13 protein-coding genes and 1 tRNA gene are annotated in these 16508 nt (G+C 61.7%); 5 read left to right on the top strand and 9 right to left on the bottom strand.

Annotated features, from left to right (window positions below):
• Positions 1-210 precede the first annotated feature (210 nt).
• The 3 genes from CLU93_RS19250 to CLU93_RS19240 all read right to left on the bottom strand — a co-directional run bounded on the left by CLU93_RS19250 (position 211) and on the right by CLU93_RS19240 (position 2582).
• Complete coding sequence (locus tag CLU93_RS19250) at positions 211-1209, bottom strand: FecR family protein (RefSeq protein WP_099762914.1); 999 nt, start codon at positions 1207-1209, stop codon at positions 211-213.
• Positions 1210-1332: 123 nt separating this feature from the next.
• A complete protein-coding gene (locus CLU93_RS19245) occupies positions 1333-1848 on the bottom strand; it encodes an RNA polymerase sigma factor (RefSeq protein WP_099762913.1) in 516 nt (171 codons plus the stop codon).
• Between the two features lie 2 nt (positions 1849-1850).
• The gene (locus tag CLU93_RS19240) at positions 1851-2582 is read right to left on the bottom strand and encodes a TonB C-terminal domain-containing protein (RefSeq protein WP_143451772.1); all 732 of its coding nucleotides are present in this window, start codon (positions 2580-2582) and stop codon (positions 1851-1853) included.
• A 127-nt stretch (positions 2583-2709) separates the two neighbouring features.
• Between CLU93_RS19240 and CLU93_RS19235 the strand changes: the two genes are divergently transcribed.
• The 3 genes from CLU93_RS19235 (at position 2710) to CLU93_RS19225 (ending at position 4070) form a co-directional block, all read left to right on the top strand.
• On the top strand, positions 2710-3111 hold the full coding sequence (locus CLU93_RS19235) for a hypothetical protein (RefSeq protein WP_143451771.1): 402 nt from the start codon (positions 2710-2712) through the stop codon (positions 3109-3111).
• 286 nt (positions 3112-3397) lie between these two features.
• Positions 3398-3685, top strand: a complete 288-nt coding sequence (locus tag CLU93_RS19230; RefSeq protein ID WP_099764486.1) for an ADP-ribosyl-(dinitrogen reductase) hydrolase — start codon at positions 3398-3400, stop codon at positions 3683-3685.
• Positions 3666-4070: a BrnA antitoxin family protein gene (locus CLU93_RS19225; RefSeq protein ID WP_257225020.1), complete on the top strand. Its 405-nt coding sequence runs from the start codon at positions 3666-3668 to the stop codon at positions 4068-4070. Before CLU93_RS19230 ends, CLU93_RS19225 begins: the two co-directional genes overlap by 20 nt.
• 171 nt (positions 4071-4241) lie before the next feature.
• Here the strand turns inward: CLU93_RS19225 and CLU93_RS19220 are convergent.
• The 5 genes from CLU93_RS19220 to CLU93_RS19200 all read right to left on the bottom strand — a co-directional run bounded on the left by CLU93_RS19220 (position 4242) and on the right by CLU93_RS19200 (position 10947).
• Positions 4242-4318 (bottom strand) — tRNA-Pro (locus CLU93_RS19220).
• 104 nt (positions 4319-4422) lie between these two features.
• Positions 4423-5037, bottom strand: coding sequence for a TetR/AcrR family transcriptional regulator (locus tag CLU93_RS19215; RefSeq protein WP_099762910.1), 615 nt, complete (start codon positions 5035-5037; stop codon positions 4423-4425).
• A gap of 68 nt (positions 5038-5105) precedes the next feature.
• The gene (adeC, locus tag CLU93_RS19210) at positions 5106-6554 is read right to left on the bottom strand and encodes an AdeC/AdeK/OprM family multidrug efflux complex outer membrane factor (protein WP_099762909.1); all 1449 of its coding nucleotides are present in this window, start codon (positions 6552-6554) and stop codon (positions 5106-5108) included.
• A gap of 1 nt (position 6555) precedes the next feature.
• The gene (locus tag CLU93_RS19205; protein ID WP_099762908.1) at positions 6556-9720 is read right to left on the bottom strand and encodes an efflux RND transporter permease subunit; all 3165 of its coding nucleotides are present in this window, start codon (positions 9718-9720) and stop codon (positions 6556-6558) included.
• Between the two features lie 15 nt (positions 9721-9735).
• Complete coding sequence (locus CLU93_RS19200) at positions 9736-10947, bottom strand: efflux RND transporter periplasmic adaptor subunit (RefSeq protein WP_099762907.1); 1212 nt, start codon at positions 10945-10947, stop codon at positions 9736-9738.
• Positions 10948-11371: 424 nt separating this feature from the next.
• Here CLU93_RS19200 and CLU93_RS19195 point away from each other — a divergent pair, with 424 nt between their 5' ends.
• Both CLU93_RS19195 and CLU93_RS19190 read left to right on the top strand, forming a co-directional pair.
• On the top strand, positions 11372-12904 hold the full coding sequence (locus CLU93_RS19195) for an ATPase domain-containing protein (RefSeq protein ID WP_099764484.1): 1533 nt from the start codon (positions 11372-11374) through the stop codon (positions 12902-12904).
• 8 nt (positions 12905-12912) lie between these two features.
• Positions 12913-14454 carry a hybrid sensor histidine kinase/response regulator gene (locus tag CLU93_RS19190; RefSeq protein WP_099762906.1) on the top strand — a complete coding sequence of 514 codons (1542 nt, stop codon included), beginning with the start codon at positions 12913-12915 and terminating at the stop codon, positions 14452-14454.
• 3 nt (positions 14455-14457) lie between these two features.
• On the opposite strand, the gene CLU93_RS19185 is transcribed toward CLU93_RS19190, so the two are convergent.
• Entirely contained in the window at positions 14458-16344 is a 1887-nt protein-coding gene (locus CLU93_RS19185; RefSeq protein WP_099762905.1) for an MFS transporter, read from the bottom strand.
• Positions 16345-16508: the final 164 nt, after the last annotated feature.

Here is a 16508-nt window from a genome sequence, read left to right as displayed (position 1 = left end):
CGGCTGACCGTCTCGCGCCGGCCAGCCACATTCATGAAGGCTTTCCGCAGCGCAGCCGCGTAGCGTCTGCAACAGAAAAAGCCCCTATGTATGGGTGACGAACAGCACCACGCAAATACCGCAAACTTTTTTGAAACTTTTTTCGCAGCCCCCGACATACCCTGTGCAAGGTCGCACGGAGCCGCCATGCCAGGCGATGAAGAATGGCGCTCAGCTCAAGAGCAACAAGCCCGCCGGCAGCGGCCGGGCGTGCAGCTGAAACGACTCCTGCAACTGCCACAGTGCCAGATCCAGCGACGCCGTGAAAAAGCGCCCGCTGACCGGCTTGTTGCGCACGGCATCGTTCATCAGCACCACGCGACCGGAGCGGTAACGATTGATTTCGTCGAGCACCTCGGCCAGAGGGGCCTGGTCAAACACCAGCATCCCTTGACGCCAGGCCGACACTGTTTTCGGGTCGATGCTGGCGATGTCGCCCACCGAACTGGCGCCGTAAACCATTTGCTGGCGGGCATGGAGCTGACGCGCGCCTGCAGGATGTTGCACGCGGACGCTGCCTTCGATACAGGTGACACAGACCTTGCCATTCAGATGACGTACTTCGAGCCGGCCGGATTCGAGCAGGCTGCGGCCAACGCCGGCCACCACCGCAAAAGCCCCGCCGCCTGTCAAATCGATGGCGGCCTCGCCCGTGATCAGATCCAGGCCGACCAATTTGCCGCCATCGGTCTGGCGGCGAACACTGGTTCGCGTGTTCAGCATGACATCGACACCGGCGGACAGCGCCAGCGTGCGCCGCTCACCGGTGGCGGTGCGGTCATCTGCATTCCACTCATCCGGCGCCGGCCACAAGCCAAGGGGCGGATGAAGCACGGCCACGCCAGCGACCGCCGCCGCACTGATGGCAGCACCGAGGAAAGCCCGCCGTCCACCCGGCACCAGGCGAGGACGGCACGCACCCAGCGTCGCCGCTTCCGGCTTAACGCGCAGCAACTCGCGGGCCGGGGCCTCAATCGCATCCCAGCGGCGCTTCACATCGTTGTATGCGGCTTGATGCAAGGGACTCGCTTTGACCCAGCGCCTGAACTGCTGTGCATCGACTTCGCGCGCGTCGCCTGAAGTGAGCAGGCGCAACCAGTCCCACGCCTGGGCTTCCAGCCCGGAGGGCGAAGTGGCGTGACTGCTGTTCTTGGGCGGCGGCGTCTTCATCGTGTCATATCCAGCGGCCAGACTCGGCCGTAAAGCAGGAAACCGGCAGGCTGCCGCGTGTTGCGTACATGTATTTTTTGCTCTCTCATACTGGATGACGAATGGCGTCCCGGAAAACCCGCATTATTTATGCTCCGCCGCCAGATACGCATCAAGGCGTTCATGCACGCGCTTCAATTCGTACTCGACCGTCCGCAGCGACACGCCCAGCCGTTGTGCGGCCTCTTTTTGCGTCACGCCTTCCGCATGCACGAGCAGCGCGATGGCCCGGCGGCGCTCGGGCATGCGATCAAGAAGCTGGAACAAGCCATCGAGGTCCGAGCGTATCTCGGCGGTCCGGGCCGGCCCGGGCGCCGGATCCACCATTTCCTCCAGCAATGCATCGATATTATCGCCTGACAGCAGGCGGCTGTGCCGGCGCTGGACATCCACCGCAATGTTGATCGCCATGCGGGACAGGTAGGCCCCCGGGTTCTGGATCGGCCCGTGGGCCTCGCTGCCCTTCAGCCGCAGCCAGGTGTCGTGCAGCGCATCGCCGGCATCCTCCGCATTGCCCAGCTTGCGCGTCAGGCGCTGCTTGATGGATGTGTAGTGCTTGCCCAGGTAGTTCAGCAAGAAGAGCTGCGTGCTTTCGGACATGGCTAGCCCGCCCCCTGTTGCCGCTCGCACTGCGGCCCGACATCCTGGGCATTCGGAGCAACCAGCATGGTCAAGCGCTGCCGCGTGATCGCCGCTGGCGGCAGGCGGCCGATGTGCACGGTGCGCAGCGTGTGCAGCAACGCGGCATCGCGGCGGGCATCGCCGCTGCTGCCGAGAAGTCGGACGGCACCGATGCGGCCATCCGGCTCCAGGTAAAACTGCAGCAAGGAAGTATAGTTTCCCGGCCGGGTACGCGCATCCGAGCACAGCGCTTGCCAGATACGCATCTGGACCAGTCCGGCGTACCCATCCTCACGGAACAGCTCGGCCAAGCCATGGCGAGCCACTGCGGATGCCGGCGCTGCCGCTGCCATGCCGGCCTCTTTCAGAATGAATGTCTGGCCCAGGCCAGAACTGCGCTTGTCCGCCATCAGCCCCGTACCTTGCAGCAGGATGCGCAATGCGCCTTCGGCCGAGTAAAGGCCGTGTACCGGCGTGGAGGTACGGGCATGCACGAGATCGCTGGGAAACAACGCTGGTTGTCCGGTGGTGTCCGCATACTGGTTCAGTGCCGCATTCAGCGGCTGCGCCGGAATGTTGAAAGCAATCGCAGGCGTAGCCGCGTCAGTAACGGGATTGACACGTGCAACGCCCGCAAGCGGCAGATCCGGAGAGGCGCCAAGGGCGTCTGCCGCTGAGCCGATAAGCCCACCCAGTACCCAGAAGAGCGCCATCGCGCTACAGCTCAACGCGCCGCTGTACACACGCCCGCAACGGTGCTGCAAGGGCCATGGCAGGAGGACGGAGCGAATCGGCAAGGTAGGCACACCATTCTGAAAAGGTGCATGGTGGCATTCAAATGTGACGGTGTCGTTACATCAATACCAATCAATCCTTGGGCTGGCGGAAGCATGTGGAGTTGACGGGGCAGATCACTTTGACGAAGACGTGCGTCCGGAAATGTTTCATTTAGCCAACGCAGATCAGAGTTTAATGCCAGCAGCACATCATAGATTTTTCGCCGGAATCAAGCTGGTGGAAGGCCGGCAGGATCGTCTGATCGAAGCGCTCGGGCGCTCCGGCCTTGGTTCAATGAGGGAGCGCGCAAAGGAGCACATTGGCATGAAGGATGATGTGGTATTGCGCGATATCCGGGCCCTGGCGGCCACGGATGCGGCACAGCGCGGCGAGAACCGCAGCGACATTCAAAAGCGCTTGGAGCACACGTCAGGCAAGACCACGGAATCTACATCAAGGAAGTGAGTGCGGATGTTTCCGAGATTTCGATGGCCTTACCATGGATCTAAAACGCCAAGATCAGCAAAGACCGCGTATATACGCTATGATCTCAGTCCGCTGCATACTTTCGCAGCAAGTTCAGGTCTTGCGCTGCGGTGAGACAGATTCGGAAAGTACAAAAAATAGCGAAAAATGCTAGTTATCCACAGTTTTTTACAAGTTTACACAAAATTGTCACCGTTTTCTGTTGATAACTACATTGCAATTTATACTGTGCGGCCTTATATTTTGTATATACAAAGGGGACAGGATGCGGATCATAGTCATTACACCGCGCATTGATCAAAAATTAGACGCTAAGCATGACGTAACGCCCGAAGAGGTGGATCAATGCTTCGACAATAAATGTGGCGTAAACTTAATTGATGATCGCGAAGACCACAAGTCGGATCCACCTTCGCTGTGGTTCATCGCAGAAACAAACAAAGGTAGATTACTCAAAATTATTTATGTTTACCGTGACGGTAAATATTTCCTCAAATCAGCTTTCGAGCCAGGTGCCGGAGATATCGACACCTATGAAAATGAAGGAAAATGAAATTAGCAACATGGAGAAAATGATGAACGCCCCCGTCAAAATTGAAGGTAGTGTAGAGAATTGGGAGTCTGGTGCACTTGGTCGCGACCCAGCACATGCTAAGCGAGCCCCAAAAGAACTTGAGCAACAAATGGATGAAGCACAGGGGCTTCAGGCCATTTCGATTCGCCTGAAGAAAGAACTGATTGAAGATTTTAAGTTTATTGCTAAGCAGCACGGCATGGGCTACCAGCCGCTGATGCGTGAAGCGCTGCGACGCTTTGCAGAGTCGGAATACAAGCGTATTGCAGTACAACTTGCGAATGAAAAAGCCGCCAAGGAGGCAGCATGCCAGCAGGTGTTGGCAGAGCATGAGGGAGAAGCGCCAATGAGGGCTGCTGCTTAATCGTAATGCCGCCAAGCAACAAAAACCCCGTCATAGTGCGGGGTTTTTTGTTACCGAACTCTTCCGTGAAAACTCCGGCCCAACAAAAAAACCCAGCACCGATATTATACAAACGTATAATATACAGTACTGGGTTTCTATACAGCTTGCGCCGTAACTCCTTGAATCTAATGGTCGGGACGGGAAGATTCGAACTTCCGACCCCATGCACCCCATGCATGTACGCTACCAGGCTGCGCTACGCCCCGACGAGGTGAGAATTATAGCAGAGGCTTTTAGGTTTTTGCCATGCTTTGCGCATGATTCATAGCGAACTGCGTAAAGTTTTTTTTCAGCCTGGGGGCACAGCGTTCTACTCGCCCAGCAGCAATGCCGTCAGGACGATGCGGAAACCGGCGATCAAGGGTTCGACCTTCATGTCCGGATTGTGCACCGCCCGCACGGGCAAGCCCTGGTACATGGCGATCATGGTATTGAGCCGCCCTTCCAGCATCTCTGCGTCAGCCGGCAAGCCGCGCTTGATGCGCGCATCCCGGATGATGGAGAGAAACAGCTTGCGCGAGCGCACGTCCGCACAGTGCAACATTTCAGCAATAACGGGATTGCGCGACGCTTCGGCAAAAATTTCCAGCGGCATCACCCAGGTTTTCGGGTCCAGGCTTTCCAGCACATGCTCGCCAGCATTATCGACCACGGCCTGCAGCGGGTCTTCGCGCTGCGCCAGGTCCTGCATCAGGTTGGTGACCCGCTCCATGTTCTTCAGGACGAAGGCGGCGATGATCGCATCCTTGCTGTCAAAATAATTATAGATGTGGCCCGCGCTCATGCCGGCCGCCTTGGAGATCTCGGCCATGCTGGCGCCGTGGAAGCCGCGGCGGCTGAAACAGCTTTCGGCCGCATCGAGCACCTGCTTGCGCCGCGTGTTGGCGCGCTCGGGATCCGGATGCTTCTTTTCAACTTGGTTCATGATTTTCCAGTAGCGCGCCGGCCCTGCCCCTGCGGACAAGGGCAAGGCCGGCGTCGGCGTCCCCGTGATTATTGGACGCTGCCAGCCGCCGCGACGGCTGTCTGCTCAGGTTGCCAACCGCCGCCCAGCACCTTGTACAAGGTCACCAGATTGGTCGATTTGGCCAGGCGCGCCGTGATCAGGCTTTGCTGCGCCGTGTACAGCGCGCGCTGGGCCACCAGGGCGTTCAGGTAGGACTCGGCGCCCTGCTTGTAGCGCGCATCGTGGATGGTGTAGCTCTTCGTCGACGCCTCGACCAGCGAGACCTGCGATTGCAGGCGCTCGTCGATGGTGCCGCGCTGGGCCAGCGCATCGGACACTTCACGGAAGGCGACCTGGATCGCCTTTTCGTATTGCGCCACGGAGATTTCGCGCTGCACCTTGGCGATATCGAGGTTGGCGCGGTTCACGCCGCCATCGAAGATCGGCAAGCTGATCTGCGGAATGAAACTCCACGTGCCGCTGCCCGCCTTGAACAGGCCGGACAGGTTGTCGCTCAGCGAACCGGCCGTGGCCGTCAGCGAAATGCGCGGGAAGAAGGCCGCGCGCGCCGCGCCGATGTTGGCGTTGGCCGCGCGCAAGGTGCGCTCGGCCGCCAGCACGTCGGGACGGCGTTGCAGCACGTCCGACGGCACGCCGGACGGGATGTCCGTCAGCGCCGTCACGGTGCCGAACTCGGCTGGCGGCAGCAAGTCGGCCGGCACGGGGCCGCCCACCAGCAGGACCAGCGCGTTTTGATCCAGCGCCACCTGGCTCGTGAAGACAGCCACGTCGGAACGGGCCGACTCGACGCTGGTCTGGGCATCGTACTTGTCCAGGCCGGAAGTCGCGCCAGCACTGAAGCGGCGCACGGCCAGGTCATACGACGACTGCTGGCTCTTCAACGTGTCTTGCGCCACGCGCAGGCGCTGCTGGTCGGCCACCAGGTTCAGATACGTGCTGGCCACTTCGGCCACCAGGCTGATCTGCTGTGCACGGCGGGCTTCTTCCGTGCCCAGGTATTGCTCCAGCGCGCTGTCGGACAGGCTGCGCACGCGGCCGAAGAAATCCAGCTCGTAGGCCGAGACGCCCAGGTTCGCCGTGTACTGGCGATTGATGGACGCTTCGCCGTTGGCGCTGGCGTTCTTCGGCACACGGCTGGCCGTCTGGCCGCCCGACGCCGACAGGGTCGGGATCAGCGCGGCGCGTTCGATGCCATACGTGGCGCGCGCCTTCTCGATGTTGAGGATCGAGACGCGCAGGTCGCGGTTGTTGGCCAGCGCCAGTTCCAGTACCTGGCGCAGACGCGCATCGGCAAAGAACTCGCGCCAGGCGACGTCCGCCACCGGCTTGGCGTCGGCGGCGGCCGTGTCGGCCTTGTAGGAAGGACCGGTCGGCCACGCCGTGGGCGCCGGCGCTGCCGGACGCTCGTACGTGGGAGCCAGGCTGCAACCGGCCAGCAAGGCCAGTGCCGCCATGGAGAGTAGTGATTTTTTCATATTAATGTGCATCCTTGGAAAGCGTGACGGCTGGCGAGCCAGGCGTCGCCGGCGTGGCGGGCGCGTCCGGCTTCGAGAAGAAGCCGCGCACCAGCACGAAGAACACCGGCACGAAGAAGATACCGAGGAAGGTGGCCGTCAACATACCGCCCAGCACGCCGATACCGATGGCGTTCTGGCTGCCGGAACCGGCGCCGCTGGAGATGGCCAGTGGCAACACGCCCAGGCCGAAGGCAATCGAGGTCATCAGAATCGGACGCAGACGCAGACGCACCGCATGCAAGGTCGCGTCCAGCAGCGACATGCCCGATTCCTGCATTTCCTTGGCAAACTCGACGATCAGAATCGCATTCTTCGCCGACAGGCCTACCACCGTGAGCAAGCCCACCTGGAAGTACACGTCATTCGACAGGCCGAACATCCACGTACCGAGCACGGCGCCGATCACGCCCAGCGGTACCACCAGCAGCACGGAGAATGGAATCGACCAGCTTTCATACAGCGCGGCCAGGCACAGGAACACGATCAGCAGCGACAGCGCGTACAGCTGCGGCGTCTGCGAACCGGATTCGCGCTCTTCCAGCGAGACGCCGGTCCAGCTGAAACCGATGCCAGGCGGCAGCTTGGCGACCATTTCTTCCATCGCATTCATGGCCGCGCCCGTGCTCTGGCCCGGCGCCGGCGTACCGAGGATCTCTACCGACGGCAAGCCGTTGTAGCGTTCCAGGCGTGGCGACGCGTAAATCCATTTGCCGGTGGCAAAGGCCGAGAACGGTACCATCTGACCAGCCGTGTTGCGCACGAACCACTTGTTCAAGTCTTCCGGCAACATGCGCGATTCGGCATTGCCTTGCATGAACACTTTCTTCACGCGACCACGGTCGAGGAAGTCGTTGACATACGAACTACCCCAGCCCACGCTCAGCACGCGGTTGATTTCCGAGAGCTGCAAGCCCAGTGCGGTGGCTTTCTGCTGGTCGATGTCGATCTTGTACTGCGGCGTATCTTCCTGGCCGTTCGGGCGCACGCCCACCATGGCCGGATTCTGCGACGCCATGCCCAGCAACTGATTACGCGCCGCCATCAGGGCGTCATGGCCGACACCGCCGATATCTTGCAACTGCATGTCGAAACCGGTGGCGTTACCCAGTTCCAGCACGGCAGGCGGGGCGAACGTAAACACCATCGCATCCTTGATCTGCAACAGCTTGCCCATGGCGCGACCGGCCACGGCCGGCGCTTTTTGCGCCACGTCCTTGCGCAGCGACCAGTCTTTCAGGCGCACGAAGGCGATACCCGTGTTCTGGCCGTTACCGCCGAAGCTGAAACCGGCGACGGCAAACACGGAAGCGACGTTGTCTTTCTCGCTGTTCATGAAGTGGTCTTCGACCTGTTCGATCACTTTCAGGGTGCGCTCTTGCGTGGCGCCCGTCGGCAATTGAATCTGCGTAAACAGGATGCCCTGGTCTTCTTCCGGCAGGAAGGAGGTCGGCAGGCGCATGAAGACGAATACCAGGCCGGCCAGCAAGATGACATACAACAGCATCGAACGGCCGCGGTGACGAATCATGCTGCCAACCAGGCTCTGGTACTTGTTGCTGCTGCTGTCGAAGCTGCGGTTGAACCAGCCGAAGAAACCCTTGTTGCTGGCGTGATGGCCCTTCTCGACCGGTTTCAGCAGGGTGGCGCACAAGGCTGGCGTAAATACCAGCGCGACGATGACGGAGAGCACCATCGACGAGACAATCGTGATCGAGAACTGGCGGTAAATCACGCCCGTCGAACCGCCAAAGAAGGCCATCGGCACGAACACGGCCGACAGCACCATGGCGATACCGACCAGCGCGCCCGTGATCTGCGTCATGGACTTGCGCGTCGCTTCCAGCGGCGACAAGCCCTCTTCGCTCATCACGCGCTCGACGTTTTCCACCACCACGATGGCATCATCGACCAGCAGACCGATGGCCAGCACCATGGCGAACATGGTCAGCGTATTGATCGAATAGCCGAATGCGTTCAGGATGCCGAAGGTACCGAGCAGCACGACCGGCACGGCCATGGTCGGGATCAGGGTGGCGCGGAAGTTTTGCAGGAACAGATACATCACCAGGAAGACCAGGATGACCGCTTCGACCAGCGTCTTGACCACTTCCTCGATCGACAGTTTCACGAACGGGGTGGTATCGAACGCCACCTGATAGCTCATGCCTTCAGGGAATTGCTTGCTCAGGTTGCCCAGCATGGCTTTCGCCGCATTGGCCGTATCGAGCGCGTTGGCGCCCGTCGCCAGCTTGATCGCCACGCCGGTGGCCGCATGGCCGTTGTAGCGGGCCACGGTGTTGTAGTTCTCACGGCCCAGTTCCATGCTGGCCACGTCCTTCAGGTACACCATGGCACCGTTGGTCGTGGTTTTCAGCAAGATGGCGCCGAACTGCTCCACCGTTTGCAAGCGGCTTTGCGCCGACACGGTGGCGTTCAGCTGCTGGCCCTTGACGGACGGCGTGCCGCCCAGTTCACCGGCCGACACTTCGGCATTCTGCGCCTGCACGGCCGTGATCACGTCCGCCGGGGTCAGGTTGAAGCTTTGCAGCTTGGCCGGGTCGAGCCAGATACGCATGGCGTATTGCGAACCGAACAGTGTCACATCGCCCACACCGGCAACACGGCTGAGCGGATCGACGACGTTGGCGGCGACATAGTCGCTCAAGTCGGTCTGATCCATCTTGCCGTTTTCGGAAATGAAGCCGAACACCATCAGGAAGTTCTTCGTCGCTTTCGACACGACCAGGCCTTGCTGCGTGACAGCCGTCGGCAGCAGTGGCGTGGCCAGTTGCAGCTTGTTCTGTACCTGCACCTGGGCGATGTCGGGATTGGTGCCGCTGCTAAACGTCAGCGTGATGCTGATGCCGCCAGTGGCATCGCTCGACGAGGCCATGTAGCGCAAGCCGTCGATACCCTTCATCTTTTGTTCGATGACCTGGGTGACAGCATCTTCCACGGTCTTGGCGGAGGCGCCAGGGTAGGAGCCGCTGATCGAAATCGACGGCGGAGCGATGCTCGGGTACTGCGCGATCGGCAGGCTGAGGATCGAAATCACGCCGGCAAGCATGATGACGATCGCGACCACCCAGGCAAAAATCGGGCGGTCAATGAAAAAACGGGCCATTAATATTCTCCTGAATTAGTGGGCGCTGGCAGCCGATGCGGCGGCAGAAGCGGCGGCGGGCGCAGGAGCAGCTTCGGCCTTGGCCGGCACGGCGACGGCCGGCGCGCCTGGCTTGACTTTTTGCAAGCCTTCCACGATCACGCGGTCGCCCGCGGCCAGGCCGGACGTCACCAGCCAGTTGGTGCCGACGGTGCCGCTGGTGGTCAGCACGCGCTGCTCGACCTTGTTTTCCTTGTTCAGGATCAAGGCGGTTGCCTGGCCCTTCTGGTTGCGCGTCACGCCCACTTGCGGCACGGTGATGGCTTTTTCATCGACGCCCGTTTCCAGTTGCGCACGCACGTACATGCCTGGCAGCAATTCGCCTTTCGGGTTCGGGAACAGCGCGCGCAAGATCACGTTGCCGGTGGTCGGATCGACCGTCACGCCGGCGAACTGCAACTTGCCCGATTCGCTGTACTTGCTGCCGTCCGGCAGGATCAGGTCGACCTTGGCCTGGCCTTCGCCCACTTTCTTCAGCGAGCCGTCAGCCATCTGGCGTTTCAGGCGCAGCAAGTCGGTGCTCGACTGGGTCACGTCGACATACATCGGGTCGAGTTGCTGCACCGAGGTCAGCGCTTCGGCCTGGCCTGCCGTCACCAGCGCGCCGGCCGTCACGGACGAGCGGCTGGTGCGGCCGCTGATCGGTGCCGTCACGGTGCTGTAGCGCAGGTTGATGTTGGCCGATTCCAGCGCCGCAGTGGCGGACTCGACGTCTGCTTTGGCTTGCTCGAACGCAGCGATGGCATCATCGTATTCCTGGCGACTCACGCCTTCGATGGCAACCAGTTCCTTGTAGCGCGAGGCTTTCGGACCGGCCGTCAGCAAGTTGGCCTTGGCTTTCGACAGCGCGGCCTTGGCCGAATTGGTGGCCGCCTGGTAGGTGGCCGAATCGATCTGGTACAGGGCCGTGCCCGCTTTCACATCGCTACCCTCGACAAACAGGCGCTTCTGGATCAAACCGCCGACTTGCGGGCGCACATCGGCGACCTGGTAGGCATTCGTACGGCCGGGCAATTCGGCGCTCATCGGCAACGCGGCCGGATTAACAGTAAACACGACCACCTGTGGCGCTTGCTGCGCGTGAGGTGCTTCCTGTTTTTTACCGCAGCCGGCCATGATTACAGTGGCGCACAGAACGGCAATAGCGCCGCTCGTACGCGGCGACGTCAATGAAAAGGTTGGTTGCATCTTGGACTTTCTGAAAAAGAAGCTGGCTAGTGTCGTTAGAAATGACTAAATTTATTAACGCAGATCAAAGAATGAACGATCATTCTAAAATCGTCAAGCATCGTTACAATTGAAACAAAGCAACTATCAAACGAATTTAATTATCAATGAGGCAATAAAATGAGGACAGCAACAGCGGCGGCACACCAGCAAAGTGGAGCAGGACCCTGGCGGGCGGTGGCCAAAACGGCACGGCGGAAAAGGTGGATTGAATGAATACTGTAGCAGGGTAATCCGTTTTTTGCTGAAGCGGCGATCATGTGCGCAACACGTCCCTGCACGGCCACGCCCAGCGCCATGAATATTTACCAATGGTATCGAAAAGACATGCGTAGGCATTCGCGCTACTATCCTGTCCACGGCGTGGCACAGCGGGGGCGCGATGATGACAGCACAGGCGCAAGGGCAGGTGCAAGGAGCGCAAGGAACGGCGCAACACGGGGGCGCGAGCGGCCCGGACGCGCCGCCACTGTTGTCGACGGGCGTTCCCGGCCTCGACACCGTACTCACGGGCGGCTTGCTGGCCGAGCGCCTGTACCTGGTCGAAGGCGAACCCGGCACAGGCAAGACCACCCTGGCGCTGCAATTTCTGGCCGAAGGGGCGCGCATTGGCGTACCCGTGCTGTATCTCGCCCTGGCCGAATCCGAGATCGAGCTGCGCGGCGCGGCGCTGTCGCACGGCTGGGACCTGGCCGGCATCGCCATCGAAGAGGTGGCGCCCAGCGACGACATGCTCGACCCGGAGCGCCAGTACACCATCTTCCATCCGTCCGAAATCGAGCTGGCCGCGACCAACCAGCGCATCCTGGCCGCCATCGACAAGCACCGCCCGGCGCGCCTGGTGCTCGATTCGCTGTCCGAACTGCAGCTACTGGCGGAAAACCCCCTGCGCTACCGGCGCCAGGTGCTGGCGTTGAAGCACTACCTGGCCAGCCGGCACTGCACTACCCTGCTGATCGACGACCGTTCCGCGCTCGACGACGGCTTGCAGGTGCGTAGCGTGGCCCATTGCGTGATCTCGCTGGAGCGGCAAAACCAGGCGTATGGCAATGACCGGCGCCGCGTGCGGGTGGTGAAATACCGGGGCGTGCCGTTTCGCAGCGGCACGCACGACTACAAGATCGCCCGTGACGGCCTGGTCGTCTATCCGCGCCTGGTGGCGGCCGACACGCGGCGCGATGGCGACCATCGGCGCCTGTCGAGCGGCGTGCCCGAACTCGACGCCATGACAGGCGGCGGCCTGGAAGAAGGCATGAGCACCCTCATTTCCGGCCCCGCCGGCAGCGGCAAGTCCACTCTGGCGGCGCAATTCGTGCACGCGGCCACGGCCCGCGGCGAACCGTGCGCCATGTTCCTGTTCGAAGAAGCGCGCAGCAAGCTGCTGAACCGGGCCGACAACGTGGGCATGCGCCTGCAGGCGGCGCTCGATACAGGCTTGCTGCGCGCACAGCAGATCGATCCGGCCGAGCTGACACCGGGAGAATTTGCCCAGGCCGTGGTCGACGCGGCGGAACAGGGCGCCCGCGTGATCGTCATCGATAGCCTGAACGGCTACATGCATGCGGTGCCCGACGAACGCTTCCAGAGCACCTATCTGCATGAACTGCTCAATTACCTGGGCCAGCGCGGCGTGGCCACCCTGCTCGTCGGCGTGCAGCAAAACATGCTGGGCACCGCGATGACCACCTCGGCCGACGCCAGCTACCTGGCCGACGGCGTCATCATGCTGCGCTATTACGAAACGGAAGGCGAGGTGCGGCAAGCCATTTCCGTCTTCAAGAAACGCGGCAGTGCGCACGAACGCAGCATCCGCCGCTTCGAAATCAGCACGCAGGGCATCCGCATCGGCCCGGCCCTGGCCGGCTTTCACGGCATCCTGTCGGGCTTGCCCACCATCGGCGGCACGCCCTTGCCCTAGGAAACGCCATGGAGCAGCGCATCCTGATCTACGCGCCTGCCGGCCAGGATGCCGCCCTGGCCGGCAGCGTATTGGCGGGCAGCGCCATCGCCAGCCATGCCTGCCGCTCGCTCGGCGAACTGGCCGAGCAGCTGGCGCTGGGCGCCGGCGGCGTGCTGACGGTGGACGAAGCGCTGCAAGCAGGCGTCTACTCCGTGCTCGACGCGTATGCCCGGCAGCAGCCGGACTGGTCCGACTTGCCCATCATCCTGCTGACGCACGCGGGGCTCGATTCCCTGCCCTTGCGGCAAGCCATTGCCACCCTTGGCAATCTGACCCTGCTGGAACGCCCCGTGCACATATTGACCCTGATCACGTCGGCGCACGCCATGCTGCGCGCGCGCCAGCGCCAGTACCAGGTGCGCGAGACGCAGCGGCGCAAGGATGAATTTCTTGCCAGCCTCGGGCATGAACTGCGCAACCCGCTGGCGCCCATCAAATCCTCCGTGGCCCTGCTCAAGCACCTGTTCCCTGCCTCCGAGCAGGTCGGCAAGGTGAGCGACGTGATCGAGCGCCAGGTGACGCACCTGACGCGGCTGGTGGATGACCTGCTCGACGTGGCGCGCATCACCAGCGGCAAGGTGTTGCTGCAACGCAAGGACTTTGAGCTACAGCAAGTGCTCAACCATGTGAGCGAGCTGTGCCAGCCCGCAGCCAGCAAGCGGCACATCCGCATCACCCGCGATCTGCCGCCACATGCCGTGACCTTGCACGCCGACTACGCCAGGGTGGTACAAATCTTTGCCAACATCGTCTCAAATGCCGTGAAGTTCACGCCGGACGGCGGCCACATCCACATCACGGCACACCAGGCGCAAGACCAGTTGCAAGTGGTCATCGAAGACAATGGCATCGGCATCGAGCCGGACGCCATCGCACGCATCTTTTCCATGTTCGAACAGGGACGCACGGTGGCGGGAGAAATGACCAGCGGCCTGGGCATTGGCCTGAGCCTGGCGCGCCAATTTGCCGAGCTGCACGGTGGCAGCATCGACGCCCGCAGCGACGGCCCCGGCCGTGGCAGCCGCTTCATCGTCACCTTGCCGGCCAGCGCCAGCGACATCCCGGCCGCCACGCAGGCCGCCACCGGCAGCGAGTCGCCCGCCAGCGCACACCAGCCGCTGCAAGTGCTGGTAGTGGACGACAACCGCGATGCGGCCGATACCTTGCAAAGCCTGTTCCAGCTGGAGGGCTATGCCGCCAAGGTCGCGTATGGCGGCGCGCAGGCGCTGGCAGCGGTCGACATGGCCTGGCCGCAACTGATCGTGATGGATCTGGGCATGCCGGACATGGATGGCTACGCAGCGGCGCGCCAGATCCGCCAGCGCGCGCAAGGGCGCGACGTGCTGCTGATCGCCCTGACGGGATGGGGCCAGGGCGAAGCGCGCGCACGCACGGAGCAAGCCGGTTTCGACCACCACCTGACGAAGCCGGTGGACTTCGCCGCCATCGCCGCCCTGCTGCACGCGCACCTGGCGCGGCGCACGGGCGCCGCTACGCGAGAGGAATGAGGTTTATTTCCACTTGCCGCGCAATTCCTGCACCTTTTGCTGCAGCAACTCCGGCGTGGCGGCCTCGGGCGCCACGGGCATGCCCACGGCCAGCGACAGACGCGAGCGCAAGCCCGCCTTGAAGGCGCGCTCGAACAAATGGCCATTGCGGTGGCTCAGCAGATGGCCCCACAAGCCGCGCAGCGCCAGCGGAATCACGGGCACCTTGCTGCGTTCGACGATCTTGGCGATGCCGCCCTTGAATTCGCTGATCTGGCCCGTGCGCGTCAGCTTGCCTTCGGGGAAGATGCACACCAGTTCCCCCTGGTGCAGCGCTTGCGCAATGTCGATGAAGGCCTTTTCCATGAGGAACGGATCTTCCTTGGCCGGCGCGATGGGTATCGCCTTGGCGGTGCGGAAGATCCAGCCCATCAGCGGCATCTTGAAGATGCGGTGGTCCATGACGAAGCGGATCGGGCGCGGGCTGGCCGCCATGATGACGATGGCGTCCACATAGCTGACGTGATTGCACACCAGCACCGCCGCCCCTTCCGTCGGGATGCGCTCGCCATCGACGACTTTGACGCGGTGCACGGTCTGGATGAGTATCCACGCCAGGAAGCGCATGAGAAATTCCGGCACCAGCGAGAAGATGTAGGCCGCCACCAGCGCATTCAGGATGGCCGTGACGAGGAACAGTTGCGGAATCGTAAAACCTTGGCCCAGCAGCACGATGGCCACGCCGGCCGCCGCCACCATGAACAGGGCATTCAGGATATTCATGCCGGCAATCGTGCGTGAAATGTGTTTCGGGTCGCAGCGCGTCTGGATCAGGGCGAACAGGGGCACGATGAAGAAGCCGCCAAACACGCCGATCATGACGATGTCGAGCAAAATGCGCGGCACGCCCGCCTGGCCCACAAAAGCCAGCGCGTCGACCACTTGCGTATTCACATACGCATTGCTGGCGAAATACAGGTCGATGCCGAACAGCGACAGGCCGATGGAGCCGAACGGCACCAGGCCGATCTCGATCTTGTGGCCAGACAAGCGTTCGCACAGCAAGGAGCCGGTGCCGATGCCGACGGAAAACACCGTCAGCAGCAGCACGAAGACGCTGTGGTCGCCATGCAGGAAATCCTTCGAGTACACGGGGAACTGCGCCAGGATCAGGGCGCCGTAAAACCAGAACCAGGAATTGCCCAGCATGGCCAGGAAGACGGGACGGTTCTTGCGTGAAAAATTCAGGTTGCGGAACGATTCGGCGATAAAGTTCAGGCTCACCTTCAAGTCCGGCTCGGGCGCGGGCGTGCGCGGCACGCGGTAGCTGGCGATCAGCCCGAAAATGGCCACGGCAATCGTCGCGCCGGCCACCAGTTCCACGCCGAGCGGCTTGTGCACGATCAAGACGGCACCGAGGATTTCGCCCAATAAAATGCCGACAAAGGTGCCCATCTCGATCAAGCCATTACCGCCGACCAACTCCTCGCGTTTCAGCTGCTGCGGCAGATACGCATACTTGACGGGGCCGAACAGGGTCGAATGCACGCCCATGCCCACCACGGCCGCTACCAGCAGCCACAGGGTATGCGTCATCCAGCCTGCGGCGGCCACGGCCATGATGGCCAGTTCCATCCATTTGACGAAACGCGCCAGGCCCGCCTTTTCAAACTTGTCGGCCAGCTGGCCCGCCGTGGCCGAAAACACGACATACGGCAGGATGAACAGGCCGGGGATCAGGTTGGTGATGGTGGACGGGTCGAGCGTGGTCCAGCTCAGCGCGTCATAGGCGAGGATCACCATCAGCGCCGTCTTGAACAGATTGTCGTTGAAGGCGCCAAAGAACTGGGTCCAGAAAAAGGGCCCGAAACGGCGCTGCGACAATAAGGAAAACTGGCTGCTTTGACTCATGGCATGGGGAACTGGCAATTAAGGAATTGCTAAAATACAGCACTATCTTGCGCACGACAATCTGAATGTCGTCATCTTGCTTGGTATCAATACGGAAAATGCCGCACTGCGCCATGCTGGCCTCGCACTTTACTACTTTCCCCCGGCACAACAAAAATCGCCTG

This window comes from Janthinobacterium sp. 35 (assembly GCF_002754575.1).
GTDB lineage: Bacteria > Pseudomonadota > Gammaproteobacteria > Burkholderiales > Burkholderiaceae_D > Janthinobacterium > Janthinobacterium tructae.
This window is presented reverse-complemented; position numbering and strand designations above follow the sequence as displayed.